The following is a 13,693-nucleotide window of genomic DNA, read 5'->3' as shown; positions in this document are numbered from 1 at the left end:
CGGGACACATGATTAATAACATTTGGAAACAATGGAGGCGCTCCATTCTGTTTCTAGCTGCGCTTATCTATGCGCTGACTCTTGCCGCTCACTTTATGTGGGTTATTCTTGATCGGCCGTATGTCGGTATCTATACCGTGCAAGAGGACAATCAGATCAAGGTCAGCGCCGTTGCTCCCTACAGTTGGGCCGAATCTGCGGGTGTGCGAACGGGTGATGTCATTTTAAACGTTGATGGCAGGCAGCCGGAAGATAACAGAAACATCACAACCTTTGGTATGGTTGGACAGGCAAAACAGGTCACTGTGGCGAGAGGTGCAGTTGTTCGCAACCTTAACATTGACAACGGTGCATCCGAATGGGCACTTCTTTTCTATTTAATTATCCCGCTCGCCTTTTTTGCAACGTGTTTTGTAGCGGTTTTGTTCCTTTATTTGCGCAAAGAAAGCAGTCCCGTGGTGCGTATCTTGATTGCACTACTGATCACGGTTAGTCCGGTGCTGTTTGAGATGTCGGCTAACGCCCGGCATGACAGCTGGAGCTTGCGGCTGACTAGTGTGGCAATCGTATTCACACTAATTTTTCTCGTACACTTTCTTCGTAATTATTTTTCGGTGTGCGGATTTCTTCTCGTGTCCAACTGGCTGCTTGGCTGTCTCTACCTGTGCGGGACGTTGATCGTCATCAACAGCTGTTTTTTTACCTCGAGAGAAGTCAGTGCCTATTATCAGCAAGAATTGGTCTTTTCCGTTTTCGTGTTCGGATTGTTGTGCATTCAGTTAACGCGGCTCTATTATCAGATTCGGGCATCTGAATACGGCCGTATCATTCATTTGCTGATGGCTGGCTTTTTTCTTGCGTTATTTCCATTTGTTGCGCTTTATGCGCTCCCAAATATGTTCATTGGGACATCATTAGTCCCTGTAGAGTGGACAACACCATGGATGATCATGCTTCCTGTTACTCTGTGCTATATCGTCTTGTCCTCAGCACTGATCGACATGTCCTTTTATATTGGGCAATTCGGCTATTACTGTGCATTGAGTTTCGCAATTACATTGCTGATTTTGATCAGCTTTCTCGGATTGGTACAGCGGCATATAACTGAGAGTCCGGCGGATGTAGCCAGGCTCGGGGCACTATGCTTTGTCGTTGGACTGATTATTTTTTATATCAAAGAGTACACCGATTACCATTTGATTCAGTTTCTTCATCCAAAGCGCAGAAGGCGACAGGAAACGCTGAATCGGTTTCTGCAGAAATCCAAGACCGAGTACACACTTCGTCATGTTGACTTAATGCTGCGGCGTGCTGTTTTGTCTCAGCTCCCGGTTGAAGAAACGGCACTTTTTCTTGTGAATTCGAAAGGCCGGATGCGTCAAGTGAATAAAAAGACAACGTTGTTGATGCGTCACATGCCGATCATTGCTGATCATGATTTTGATTTAAAGAAAAGCAATATTGGATTTACCGTTTTGCTTAAAGATGATAAAACCAATAAAGTTGTACTTGTCGGAAAGTGGATGAAGCCGGGGCGTAGTCTTAATCTTGATGAAAATATGTGGCTTGAGACATTGGTGAGCTACGCACGGGTCGTTATCGATAATCTCTATAAAACGGAAGGACTCTTGCAAGCCTTTCATCATCTCGAGAATGATCGCAAAAGAATTCCACATGCCATGAATCGATGGCTGTTCTCCATTTCAGAACAAGAAAGAGCGCATTTATCAAGGGATATGCATGATACAAATATTCAGGATCAATTGGCGATTGCCCGCGAAATCGATGCGGCGGTTAAAAAGATTCATCATCCGGAGACCGTCAGAAAGCTCAGCTATATTCGCGAACGCATTCTCGATAATACTGAAGAAATGCGCAAAATGATTCGAGAATGGTATCCGGCAGATATTTTCAACGGAAAATTGGAAAATGCGCTCGATGTGTTATTTCAACGAGTCAATCTGTCGGCAGACTTTCATTTGGAAACGCACCTTGCCGATATACCCCATGGACTCTCCAAAGAAATGGTACTCTGTCTTTATCGAGCGATTCAGGAATTGCTGCACAATGCCATGAACCATGCGCGAGCGTCCAGAGTTCGATTGGATCTTTCTTTTGAAGAGGACAGCTGTCTGCTCTGCTATCAAGATGATGGTGCCGGTTTGGCCAATACTGCTATTGATCCTTTTTTCAGTACTACAGGATTGACCGGAATAATGAGCAGGGTTGAAGGTCTGAATGGGAACGTCTTGTTCAGAGAAAGAAAAATTGAGGGAACAGATGGAGGATTATCTGTGCAAATTCATCTGCCTATTTAACAAGAAAAGAAAGTCGGATTAGGAAACCAGACACGAAAGCGCGAGACCCGGCTGATACGAGCATGTATGAGCTCGCGGTGCGTCCGCGACAGCGAGCGGCTGGAGTGTCACTTAAGGGAGTTGGAATCTATGACATCAATATTAGTAATTGACGATCATGCAGTAGTTGCAAGCGGAACAAAAGCGGTGCTGAAAAACGCAGGTTTTGAAGTCGATACGGAGCAGTCGGCAAAAATGATTCAAGCCATTTTAAAGAAAAAGAGCTACGATCTCTTCTTAGTGGATCTTAATATGCCAGATATGGACGGTATGGCAACAGCCGACTTAATTTTAGATCTGGATCCCGATGCCAAGATCATTATTTACACAGGTTATGAAACAGAAATCGAGCCACTTTTTGCATCCATGATTCAACGAGGCATTGCAGGTGTTGTCAGTAAATCAGCCTCCATCGATTCGCTCATTGCTGCACTGCATGCGGCACTCCGTGATGAGGTGCTGCTCCCGGTCTGGCTTTTCCAGCGCCTGCAGGTCGCTGATGCAGCGCGAACAGGAAGGGCAAAAGTGCATTTAAATCAAAATGAGCGAGCTATTCTTTCTGCAGTGATGCGTGGCGAGACCAATCGCGAAATCGCTCAAAATTTATTGATTGGTCAGAGAACCGTTGAAAAGCATCTGACCGGCATCTTTCAAAAACTAGGTGTCCATTCACGAATTGAAGCCGTTGAAAAAGTCAACGAGCTGGGAATCGGGAATGAACTCCATAGAACAAGAGCTGCCCAACAGACGAAAACAAACAGGTAACAGTCAAAATCCTCTCTTTTTTCAAATAATGCGTGATACCGCATCAAAAATGCGTGATCACGCATCAAAAATGCGCGTTTATGCGGCCTAATCTATATTATGATGGGTACAAAGAAAAATGTAGGCGAGAGGTGGCGACTTGGTGGACCATATACTCAATCCGACGATCTTTGACTTTTTTGTGACCTACAGTCTTTTGCTCTCTGCATGTTTGTTATTTGAGAAATATATACGACATACGCTGACTTATAATCGCGGTGTTTTCCTGTCTCTGTTCGTTGGTTACATTATGATCACCGCCCTGCTGACCGTTCAGCCGATGGGCGCTGCAGAGCAGTCGGTCGTGAAGCCGGACAGTATATTGCTCAATCTGCAGCCGTTTCAAACGATTGGTTTGCAGATTCAAAGTACTCAAGGACATTGGCTGCTTATGTGGCGGATTTGTCTGCCTGTTCCCTTTATGTTTTTTGTCGGCTTTATGACGCGAGGCCGGTTCGCTCTTCCGGGTCTCATAATGATTGGTATGTCTGCTTCTTTTGCAGTTGAACTTGCCCTTTTTCTCATGAATGGAATTCCTCAATTTCCAAAACACCTTTTTGATGTCGATGCCTTGATTCTTAATGGAATTGGTGTTTTCTTCGGCACATTGTTTTTCCGCTGGATGGAAACCAAACAATGGATGAAAGATTATATTTCAGAAACAATGTCCACTCGATAAAAACCTCAACTGTCTTATTAGCTTAGGCTGTTCCTATTTTGCAGCGGCGGCGTTAATCTACCTCATTGATCTTCCACAAGCTGCGATCACGCTGCGTCTCATGGAGTTGATTCTTATGAAACAATCAGCCGGATTCATAATCGGCGTTCTTCTCTTATTACTCAGCCTCGTAATCTTTAATGTTGGAGCGTCTGATAATACTACTGCACTTTCTCTTTTTGTTGCTGCATTGCTAATTATTGGCGTCACGGAGCTGACGATTAAGATAGGGAAAAAATAATCGATACACGCATTTATACTTCTCAGTGAGAATAAGCTCATCTCAATAAAAAACCCTCGAGTTAATAATGGTTGAAAAATCCTTGACTATGCTAAAATGAAGATATTAAACGTCAAGGAAGTTCAACAATGAATCAGCAAAGTACCCCCGTCTATGACGGATTAATCAAGTATCATCGAAAACAGGAATATTCCTTTCATGTTCCCGGACACAAAGATGGTCTGGTTTTTCCTGAAAAGGCGGAGTCTGTTTTTAAATCAATCCTGTCCATCGATGCGACGGAAGTGGCAAATCTGGATGATTTGTACCATCCGGAGGGGATATTGCGTGATGCGCAGCGGCTTCTTGCAGCCTATTACGAGACGCGTGCCAGCTATTTTCTTGTTAATGGATCAACAGTTGGGAACTTGACGATGGTTCTTGCCACGTGTGAACCGGGTGATGTTGTCTTGGTTCAGCGGGACAGTCACAAGTCTGTTTTCAATGCTTTGAAATTAGCGCAGGTTCATCCGGTGTTTCTCGCTCCGTCCGTTGATCCGTCGTCTGGACTTGCGGCGGGAATCGAACTCCAGGCGCTTGTTGAATGTATGAACCGTTATCCGCAGGCAAAAGCACTTATCTTGACGTATCCAAGTTATTATGGAATCGCGTCTCAATCAATAGGTCCATTAATTGCCTGTGCCCATCAACAGGGACTGTACGTCTTGGTGGACGAGGCTCATGGACCGCATTTCAAAATCGGTGCGCCCGTTCCACCGTCAAGTTTGGATCTGGGTGCCGATCTTGTGGTTCACTCGGCACATAAAATGCTACCGGCAATGACGATGGGTGCCTATCTGCATGTCAACTCAACACGCGTTTCACTAGAAAAAATTGAGAGCGTTCGTGCTATGCTGCAAAGCTCAAGTCCGTCTTACCCGATCATGGCCTCGCTCGATTTGGCGCGTTATTACATGGCGGCTCTTGATGACATACGAATCGACCGGATGCTTGCACGTCGCGATGCTTTCGTTCGGCGTCTGTGTTCAATTGACGGGTTAAGCGTTCTGCATGCAGATTCAAATCGCTTCATGCTTGATCCATTTAAGGTGGTGCTGCAGCTGGCTACTCGGGAGAATGGGTTTGAGGTACAGCGGCAGCTGATCGCTTCGGGAATATATCCTGAAATGGCTGATCCGCGTCACATCCTCCTGGTTCTCGGCTTAACTGAGGACATCGATTACGACGAGGCGTTTCGGTGCATCAACCAAGTCATTGGCCAATGTGCCTCGGGTACCTCTGCCGAACAAGGACAGGCGCCTTCGTTTCCAAAATTCGATTCCCTTGTCGATTCGTACCGGAATTTAGCGGTGCTGAGCAGTGAACATACAGAGCTGAATCGGTCGGTCGGACGAACTGCAGCGGAATCGGTAATTCCATATCCACCGGGGATTCCTATTGTTGTTGAAGGCGAACGTGTGACGGAGCATGGTCTGGAGCTGATCCGGTATTGGCAAGAGGCTGGGGCAGTCTTTCAGAATGAATGGATTAATCAAGGGAAAATCAAGGTTTACCAGTTGAGGGAGCATCATAAGAATGACACATAAAGGACTTTTTATTACATTTGAAGGCCCGGATGGTTCCGGAAAAACAACGCAAATTCATCGATTGGCGGGAGAGTTGGAACGCCGAGGCCTTCCCTATTTGCTTACAAGAGAGCCGGGCGGAACAGAGATCGGTGATAAAATTCGACAGCTCGTTCTGAATCCTGATCAAGAACTGGCCGAAAAGACAGAAATTCTTCTCTATGCTGCCTCAAGAAGTCAGCATGTGATAGAAAAAATTGTGCCGGCTGTTAACGCCGGACAAATCGTTCTTTGCGACCGATTTGTCGACGCATCCATTGCGTATCAGGGCTATGGCTTAGGGCAGCCCGTTAAAGTTGTAAAACAAATTAATGAATTTGCTACCGGTGGCATTTTGCCGGACAGGACGTATCTGATCGATGTTTCACCGGAGACTGGCAGAAGTAGAATGAAGAATCGAAGCGGGGCTCCGGAAGCAGGGGTCACAAAATCTGCGGATGATCTGGATCGAATTGAAATGCGTGCGCTGACCTATCATAAACGCGTTCGAGAAGGATTTCTCTCAATCTATGAAGAAAATAAATCACGTATCCGTTTAATTGACGGTGAGCAGGATCATGACCATGTTTTTCAAGATGTTATTGCTGATTTTTTCCAATTTATCAATCGTGTTCATTAATTTTTGGTCTTGTTAAAGGATTATGTTGTTGGGCACTTATTATTAGAATCATAATATGGATCGTGCGGAAGGGATGATTGCGATGAAATTGATTGTTGCTGTTGTTCAAGATAAGGATAGTAATTTTCTGCAGCAGGCACTTGTGGATGAAAATTACCACGCGACAAAGCTGGCGAGCACAGGTGGATTTCTGCGCTCAGGCAATACGACCTTTATTATCGGCACGGAGGATCACCAAGTAGACGCACTTCTTGAACTAATCAAGGAACATTGCCACAGCCGTAATCAAGTGATTTCACCTATATCTTCGCTTGACGCGAATGCAGACGGTTATATGATGCATCCGGTAGAGGTTGAAGTCGGAGGGGCGACGGTGTTCGTTCTTGATGTTGATCAATTTAAGCATTTTTAATGCACATGCTTGGGTGAGAGGGGGGCATTGTTTTTCATGGCGATTAAAATTAATCAGCATGCAAACCTGGGCGAATCTGTGTCCAAACGGGAAAGTACGGCCGTGCAGCCGCGTACCTCGTTTGAGCGCACTTTAAGCACTCAAAAGGGCGCAATGCAAGACGATGCGCTGAAGGCACTGCTCAATAAGGTCGGCGAACAGGCGAAGCGCGTATCGAGCTCGCGTACAATCCGTGATTTGCAAGTCTACAAAAAATATGTGCGCTCCTTTCTTCAGGAAGCGGTACAAACCGGACTTGGGACATCGCAATCTCGTTCGTGGCAGCAAGGCGGTGCTCAGCAGACACTGGTTAAGACCGTGGATCAGAAACTGATTACACTGACGAATGATTTATTGGATAAAAATAAAGATGAACTCAAACTGCTTGATCAGCTTGATGAAATTCGCGGCATGCTGATTAATCTTTATATATAGTTGTTAAAAATGATTGGAAAGTGAGCAAAGCATGGACTGGCAGGAATTAAGCAAGCAGCAGCAGACTGTGGCGAAGGTGCTTCGGCACGCCATCAAAAGAGATGAATTGGCGCACGCGTATTTGCTGGAAGGACCGCGGGGAACCGGAAAACACAAGGTTGCCCTGCTTGTTACGCAAACCTTATTTTGTGAATCACCTACCGATCAGGGCCCATGCATGACGTGCAGAAATTGCCGCAGAATTGCTTCGGGAAATCATCCGGATGTCATCTGGATTGCGCCTGAAGAAGGGGCGGCGTCGATAAAAAAAGAGCAAATCGCTTATTTAATGAAAGAGTTCGCCTATCGCGGCGTGGAATCTGGGCGCAAGGTATTCATCATTGAGCAGGCGGAAAAAATGACTGCTCAAGCAGAAAACAGTTTGCTGAAATTTATTGAAGAACCACATCCGGGAACGCTGGCTCTGCTTGTGACCGAACAGATTCATCAGCTTCTGGACACAATTATTTCCAGATGCCAAGTGCTTTCGTTCGTGCCGCTCTCGGATCATATGCTGTGTCAGCGTATGGTGCAGGAAGGACTGCCGGAGCCGTTGCTGAAACCGGCAGTCGCCTTAACGCATGACTATGAAGAAGCCTCTCGTTTATGCAAAGAGGAATGGTTTGCCGAGGCGCGTTCGCAAGTGTTACAATTAATGCAAAGGCTATTTAAGTCTGTAGAATCCGCACTGCCTTATATTTATGAAAAATTCTCTCCCAACTTTGATGATAATCAAAAAATGGCTATCGGCTTAGATTTGATCCTTTTTTGGTATAGAGATCTTCTGTCGCTTCATTTGAATCGTCAAGAGGAAATTGTCTTTGAGGATCAGATGGACAGGCTCAAGGAGCAGATGCTCTCGCTTTCATCTGATCAAACGATTCGGGCGATGTCACTTATTCTGGACGCCCGAGGACAGCTGGACGCTCATGTCAATGGCGTAAGTGTCATGGAGCGGCTGGTGATCAGGTTAGGAGGTAACGTAAATGAATTATGAAATTGTCGGCATTCGTTTTAAGAAAGCCGGTAAAGTCTATTATTTTGACCCGGATCAGTTGTCCATTCCGGTAAATGCACAAGTCGTTGTTGAAACAACGCGCGGGATTGAATGCGGGACAGTTGTCATCGGAAAAAAGACGGTAGACGAAGAGGACGTTGTTCTGCCTCTTAAAAAAGTCGTACGAATCGCAACAGATTCCGACGAATTGCAAGTGCGTAAGAACAAGGAAGATGCTCAGGCTGCAATGGATATTTGCCTTCAGAAAATATACAATCACCACTTGGAAATGAAGCTGGTGGATGTTGAATATACATTTGACCGCAATAAAATTATTTTTTACTTTACCGCTGATGGACGCGTCGATTTCCGCGAGTTGGTTAAGGATCTCGCCGCAGTATTCAAAACAAGAATCGAATTGCGGCAAATCGGTGTCCGCGATGAAGCTAAGATGCTTGGTGGTATCGGCCCTTGTGGACGAATGCTCTGCTGCTCGACTTTTCTCGGCGATTTTGAGCCGGTATCGATTAAAATGGCCAAAGATCAGAATTTGTCTTTGAATCCTGCAAAAATTTCAGGCGTTTGCGGACGGTTGATGTGTTGCCTGAAATATGAAAATGATCAGTATGAATCGGCGAAGAAGGCACTGCCGGATATCGGGGCACCAATTAATGTAAGCTATGGCGCGGGCCGTGTTGTCGGGCTGAATATCTTGGAACGCTTGGTTCAGATTGAGCTTAAAGAACAAAATAAAGTCGTTGAGTATACATTGGATGAGCTTATTGAAGAAGGGGTTATTTCTTCGCAAGCCACTAAATAAGAGGTGGATGAACTTGGAGAAGAAGGACATTTTCTCACAAGTCAGTCATTTAGAGGAGCAACTGGGACAAATTTATGTGGACTTCGGCAATTTGAAAGCGCAGCTTGCAGCATTGCTTGAAGAAAATCAGAATCTCACTCTAGAGAATGAGAACCTGAGAAAACGCATTGATGATGCCGGGAAGCGTGCTCAAGGTTTGAAAAGCCAGACTGCTCCGAAATCGGGGATTGTTTCCGAGCCGGATGTGGGTGAAGGCTATGACAACTTGGCGAGACTCTATAAAGAGGGCTTTCATATATGCAATCTGCACTACGGCAGTGTCCGCAATGATGGCGACTGCTTATTTTGTCTTTCGTTTCTTAATAAAAAATGATTGCTGATTCAGGCAATGCAATCGGAACGCATAATTTGGGTGAAAATAATGAACGAACAGCACATAAACAATAATGAGCGAGTCGATTATTTGTTCGATACCGATCTGAAAATTATTCAATCCAGTGACCTTTTTCCATTCTCACTGGATTCTGTTCTATTAGCCCGCTTTGTCTATGTGCCGATTCAGAGAGGCAGGCTGGTTGATTTATGTGCCGGGAACGGTGTGATTTCCTTTCTTTTATCAGCAAGGACAAAGGGGAAGCTTACCGGCGTTGAAATTCAGCCTGAAGTATGCGCTCTGGCGGAACGAGGCGCGTTGCTGAATCATTTGGAAGAACGCGTTGATTTTTTATGCGAAGATGCCAAGCATATCGATGAAAAAATAGGCCGAGGCACCTGTGACGTGGTGACCTGCAATCCGCCTTATTTCACAATTGATGCGGCGCGCGACATGAAAATCAATAGACATTTGGCGATTGCCCGTCACGAACTTCTGATTAAGCTCGCGGATGTGCTGGCAGTGAGTGCACGCCTGCTCAAACCGGGCGGAAAGCTTGCACTTGTGCATCGCCCGGAGCGGCTGGTTGATATTCTGGAAGGGATGCGTGCGGAGGGTATAGAACCGAAAAAAATGCAATTCGTGCATCCCCATCGGCACAAACCGGCAAATATGGTGTTGGTTGAAGGAACGAAAGGCGGAAGGCCGGGACTTGCCGCGCTTACACCGATCGTTGTGTATCATCCGGACGGACGCTATACAGAGGATGTGTGGCCGCACTCATGAGTCACTACAGTGTGTACATTTTAGAATGTGCGGACGGCAGTCTTTATACAGGATATGCGGCTGACGTTGCGAAACGGTTCGCGCTTCATTGCAGCGGAAAAGGCGCGAAATACACGCGCAGCCATAAGCCGGTTCGCGTTGTTTATCAGGAAGAACTTACAGACAAGTCCGCAGCGATGCGACGCGAATGGGCAATCAAGCATTTAACAAGACAGGAAAAAAAGGTATTAATTCAAGGGAGCGGCACAGATGTGGGAGCAGCGCAGTTTTCAAGGCGATCATGAAGGAAAGGGGAGTTTGTTTCTTGTTCCGACCCCGATTGGCAATCTGGATGATATCACATATCGGGCACTGGACGTGTTGAAAAGCGCTGATATTCTTGCAGCCGAGGATACCCGGCACACGATGAAACTTTGCTCGCATTTCGATATCCATGCACCGCTCTTCAGCTATCATGAGCATAACAAGAAAACAAGCGGTGCAAAGCTGATCATTGAACTTGAAAACGGCAAAAATGTGGCGTTGGTCACCGATGCCGGAACTCCGGGTATTTCCGATCCCGGCGCAGACCTCGCTGCGGCCTGCATCAAACATGAGATCCCGGTTGTGCCTCTTCCCGGAGCGAATGCGGCGCTTACCGGCTTAATTGCATCCGGCTTGTCAACCGATCATTTTTTGTTTTATGGCTTTCTGCCGCGAGTAAAAAAGGAGCGCAGCCAAGCACTTCAAGCACTTGGTACGTTTCCGTACACGATCATTTTTTATGAATCGCCGTTTCGCGTGAAGGATACCTTGAAAGATCTTTTTGAGCTCTTCGGCAATCGCCAAATGGCATTGTCACGCGAACTGACGAAACGCTACGAAACATTTATACGCGGGACAATCAGCGATATGCTTGATTTTCTGAATGATGGAGAAGCGCAAAAAGGAGAATTTTGCCTGATCGTTGATGGAAGCAGCGAATCGGAGGCGCGAGCAGATGAACTTTGGTGGTCGGTCCTTTCAGTACATGAACATGTTGAATATTACATCCGTGAAAAACAATTGAGCGTAAAGGATGCAATTAAACAGGCGGCGGTCGATCGCGCGCAGCCGAAGCGTGATATTTACCGCATTTATCATCAAATTGAATCGTAATTTAAAAGGATTCGCATAACAGGTGCGAGTCCTTTTTGAATAAGCTGATTTATTCGTGGAAATGATTGGTCTTAAAAGGAGCAATCATGTGCTTTAAATTCAACCTTTATGCGCGCTTTGCTTTCTTGACATTCAATCCGGTGAAACGTATAGTTTTTAAAGATAGGGATCTTTTGGAAACGGTATTAAATAAGGAGGCTGCACGGATTTATGACTGAGGAACGCAAATCTTTTTATCTGACAACGCCTATATACTATCCAAGCGGTAGACTACATATTGGCCACGCTTATACGACGGTGGCCGGGGACGCGATGTGCCGCTACAAACGGCTGCGCGGTTATGATGTCATGTTCTTAACAGGAACGGATGAACATGGCCAGAAAATTGAGGAAAAAGCCAAAGCCAAAGGGATTTCACCGATTGACTATGTTGACGGTATGGTCGCACAGATCAAACAGCTGTGGAAGAAACTGGACATTTCTTATGACGACTTCATCCGCACGACACAGGAACGCCATACGAAGGTCGTTCAGAAAATTTTTGCTCAGCTGGAACGCCAGGGTGATATTTATCTTGGTGAATATGAAGGCTGGTACAGTATTCCTGATGAAACGTACTATACGGAATCTCAGCTCGTTGACATTGAAAAAAACGACAAGGGCGAAGTGATCGGCGGGAAAAGTCCGGACAGCGGTCATCCTGTCGAAAAAGTTAAAGAAGAATGCTACTTCTTCAAGATGAGCAAGTATGCGGATCGCCTGCTGAAATATTATGAAGAGCATCCGGATTTTATTCAACCGGAATCGCGTAAAAACGAAATGATCAACAACTTTATTAAACCGGGACTGGAAGATCTTGCGGTATCAAGAACCTCTTTCTCTTGGGGTATCCAAGTGCCGAATAATCCGAAGCATGTGGTTTATGTATGGCTGGATGCATTGACCAACTATATTACTGCCCTCGGATATGGATCTGAAGACGATACGAATTACAAGAAATTCTGGCCGGCCGATGTGCATCTGGTAGGTAAGGAGATTGTTCGTTTCCATACCATTTATTGGCCGATCATGTTGATGGCGCTCGGTCTTCCGCTTCCAAAAAAAGTGTTCGGTCACGGTTGGCTGCTGATGAAAGACGGCAAAATGTCCAAATCAAAGGGCAACGTTGTGGATCCGGAACCACTGATTGACAGGTACGGACTGGATGCGCTGCGCTATTATCTGCTGCGCGAAGTGCCATTCGGGTCAGACGGCTTGTTCACCCCGGAGGCGTTCGTGGAACGCATCAATTTTGATTTGGCAAATGATTTGGGCAACCTGCTGAATCGTACGGTTGCGATGTGCAGCCAATATTTTGACGGTAAGGTTCCTGCTTATGACGGTCACGTGACTCATTTTGATGCAGGACTCGAAAATGCGCTCGCAGAGGCTGTATCTGTGGTCGAAGAACAGATGGAAAATCTGCAGTTCTCCGTTGCGTTATCCGCAATCTGGAAGCTGGTTGGTCAAGCCAATAAATATATTGATGACACGCAGCCTTGGGTGTTGGCAAAGAATGCAGAGAAGAAGGATGAACTGGCTTCGGTCATGGCACATTTAGTGAATACGATTCGCAGTGTGGCCATCATGATTCAGCCGTTCTTCACGTCGACTCCGACAAAAATATTCCGTCAGCTCGGTGTAGCTGAGCCAGCAGATCAGACTTGGGATTCGATCCGCGACTTGAACCTCAACAAGGGTCAATGGACGGTACGCAAGGAAGAACCGATTTTCCCGCGTCTTGATATTAAAGAAGAGGTAGCCTATATCAAGTCGCAAATGCGAGGCGCATCAGGCACGAAGCCGAACGGCAACAAGGAAAAAAAATCGAAAGCAGTTGCAGAAGCACCGGCGCAAATTCATTTGGAAGATTTTCAAAAAATTGATTTGCGTGTCGCCGAAGTACTGCAGGTAGACAAAGTCAAAGGTGCTGATAAGCTGCTTAAGCTCCAGCTGGATCTCGGCTATGAGAAGCGGCAAGTCGTATCCGGCATCGCTGAATTCTATAAACCTGAAGAATTGGTCGGTATGAAAATTATTGTTATTGCTAACCTGAAACCGGTGAAGCTGAGAGGCGAGCTCTCCCAAGGAATGTTGCTGGCGGGCGACGCAAACGGTACGTTAAAGGTGGCGACGGTCTCGGGACCGCTGCCAAACGGCACAAAGATTCGTTGATTTAGCGATATGTAAAACAAAGCAGGCGGGAGATGAGCGGGTGCGCGCAGATCTCGCCTTTTTGCTTCATGGTGACA

The 13,693-nt window shown here is 46.1% G+C and carries 15 protein-coding genes; all 15 read left to right on the top strand.

Annotated elements, in window-relative coordinates; genetic code table 11:
• The first annotated feature begins 8 nt into the window (after positions 1-8).
• The 15 genes from AC1MBV_RS09190 (at position 9) to metG (ending at position 13,616) form a co-directional block, all read left to right on the top strand.
• Positions 9-2,318 carry an ATP-binding protein gene (locus tag AC1MBV_RS09190; RefSeq protein ID WP_255749237.1) on the top strand — a complete coding sequence of 770 codons (2,310 nt, stop codon included), beginning with the start codon at positions 9-11 and terminating at the stop codon, positions 2,316-2,318.
• Between the two features lie 129 nt (positions 2,319-2,447).
• Positions 2,448-3,122 carry a response regulator transcription factor gene (locus AC1MBV_RS09185; protein ID WP_255749238.1) on the top strand — a complete coding sequence of 225 codons (675 nt, stop codon included), beginning with the start codon at positions 2,448-2,450 and terminating at the stop codon, positions 3,120-3,122.
• A 142-nt stretch (positions 3,123-3,264) separates the two neighbouring features.
• The gene (locus AC1MBV_RS09180) at positions 3,265-3,840 is read left to right on the top strand and encodes a VanZ family protein (RefSeq protein ID WP_255749239.1); all 576 of its coding nucleotides are present in this window, start codon (positions 3,265-3,267) and stop codon (positions 3,838-3,840) included.
• Positions 3,841-3,955: 115 nt separating this feature from the next.
• On the top strand, positions 3,956-4,120 hold the full coding sequence (locus tag AC1MBV_RS09175) for a hypothetical protein (RefSeq protein WP_255749240.1): 165 nt from the start codon (positions 3,956-3,958) through the stop codon (positions 4,118-4,120).
• 128 nt (positions 4,121-4,248) lie between these two features.
• On the top strand, positions 4,249-5,706 hold the full coding sequence (locus tag AC1MBV_RS09170; RefSeq protein ID WP_255749241.1) for an aminotransferase class I/II-fold pyridoxal phosphate-dependent enzyme: 1,458 nt from the start codon (positions 4,249-4,251) through the stop codon (positions 5,704-5,706).
• The gene (gene tmk, locus AC1MBV_RS09165; protein WP_255749242.1) at positions 5,696-6,364 is read left to right on the top strand and encodes a dTMP kinase; all 669 of its coding nucleotides are present in this window, start codon (positions 5,696-5,698) and stop codon (positions 6,362-6,364) included. Before AC1MBV_RS09170 ends, tmk begins: the two co-directional genes overlap by 11 nt.
• Positions 6,365-6,446: 82 nt before the next feature.
• Positions 6,447-6,776, top strand: coding sequence for a cyclic-di-AMP receptor (locus AC1MBV_RS09160; protein WP_255749244.1), 330 nt, complete (start codon positions 6,447-6,449; stop codon positions 6,774-6,776).
• Positions 6,777-6,812: 36 nt separating this feature from the next.
• The gene (locus AC1MBV_RS09155) at positions 6,813-7,250 is read left to right on the top strand and encodes a YaaR family protein (protein WP_480948119.1); all 438 of its coding nucleotides are present in this window, start codon (positions 6,813-6,815) and stop codon (positions 7,248-7,250) included.
• A 31-nt stretch (positions 7,251-7,281) separates the two neighbouring features.
• A complete protein-coding gene (gene holB, locus AC1MBV_RS09150; RefSeq protein ID WP_255749247.1) occupies positions 7,282-8,286 on the top strand; it encodes a DNA polymerase III subunit delta' in 1,005 nt (334 codons plus the stop codon).
• A complete protein-coding gene (locus tag AC1MBV_RS09145; protein ID WP_255749248.1) occupies positions 8,276-9,106 on the top strand; it encodes a PSP1 domain-containing protein in 831 nt (276 codons plus the stop codon). Before holB ends, AC1MBV_RS09145 begins: the two co-directional genes overlap by 11 nt.
• A gap of 13 nt (positions 9,107-9,119) precedes the next feature.
• Positions 9,120-9,479: a DNA replication initiation control protein YabA gene (yabA, locus tag AC1MBV_RS09140; RefSeq protein ID WP_255749249.1), complete on the top strand. Its 360-nt coding sequence runs from the start codon at positions 9,120-9,122 to the stop codon at positions 9,477-9,479.
• 48 nt (positions 9,480-9,527) lie between these two features.
• A complete protein-coding gene (locus AC1MBV_RS09135; RefSeq protein WP_255749250.1) occupies positions 9,528-10,265 on the top strand; it encodes a tRNA1(Val) (adenine(37)-N6)-methyltransferase in 738 nt (245 codons plus the stop codon).
• A complete protein-coding gene (locus AC1MBV_RS09130; RefSeq protein ID WP_255749251.1) occupies positions 10,262-10,549 on the top strand; it encodes a GIY-YIG nuclease family protein in 288 nt (95 codons plus the stop codon). Before AC1MBV_RS09135 ends, AC1MBV_RS09130 begins: the two co-directional genes overlap by 4 nt.
• On the top strand, positions 10,515-11,402 hold the full coding sequence (gene rsmI, locus AC1MBV_RS09125) for a 16S rRNA (cytidine(1402)-2'-O)-methyltransferase (RefSeq protein ID WP_255749252.1): 888 nt from the start codon (positions 10,515-10,517) through the stop codon (positions 11,400-11,402). The genes AC1MBV_RS09130 and rsmI overlap by 35 nt, the downstream gene beginning before the upstream one ends.
• 210 nt (positions 11,403-11,612) lie before the next feature.
• A complete protein-coding gene (gene metG / locus AC1MBV_RS09120) occupies positions 11,613-13,616 on the top strand; it encodes a methionine--tRNA ligase (RefSeq protein ID WP_255749253.1) in 2,004 nt (667 codons plus the stop codon).
• Positions 13,617-13,693 lie beyond the last annotated feature (77 nt).

The sequence above is a fragment of the Sporolactobacillus sp. PKPK-6 genome (genome assembly GCF_056678885.1).
This window is presented reverse-complemented; position numbering and strand designations above follow the sequence as displayed.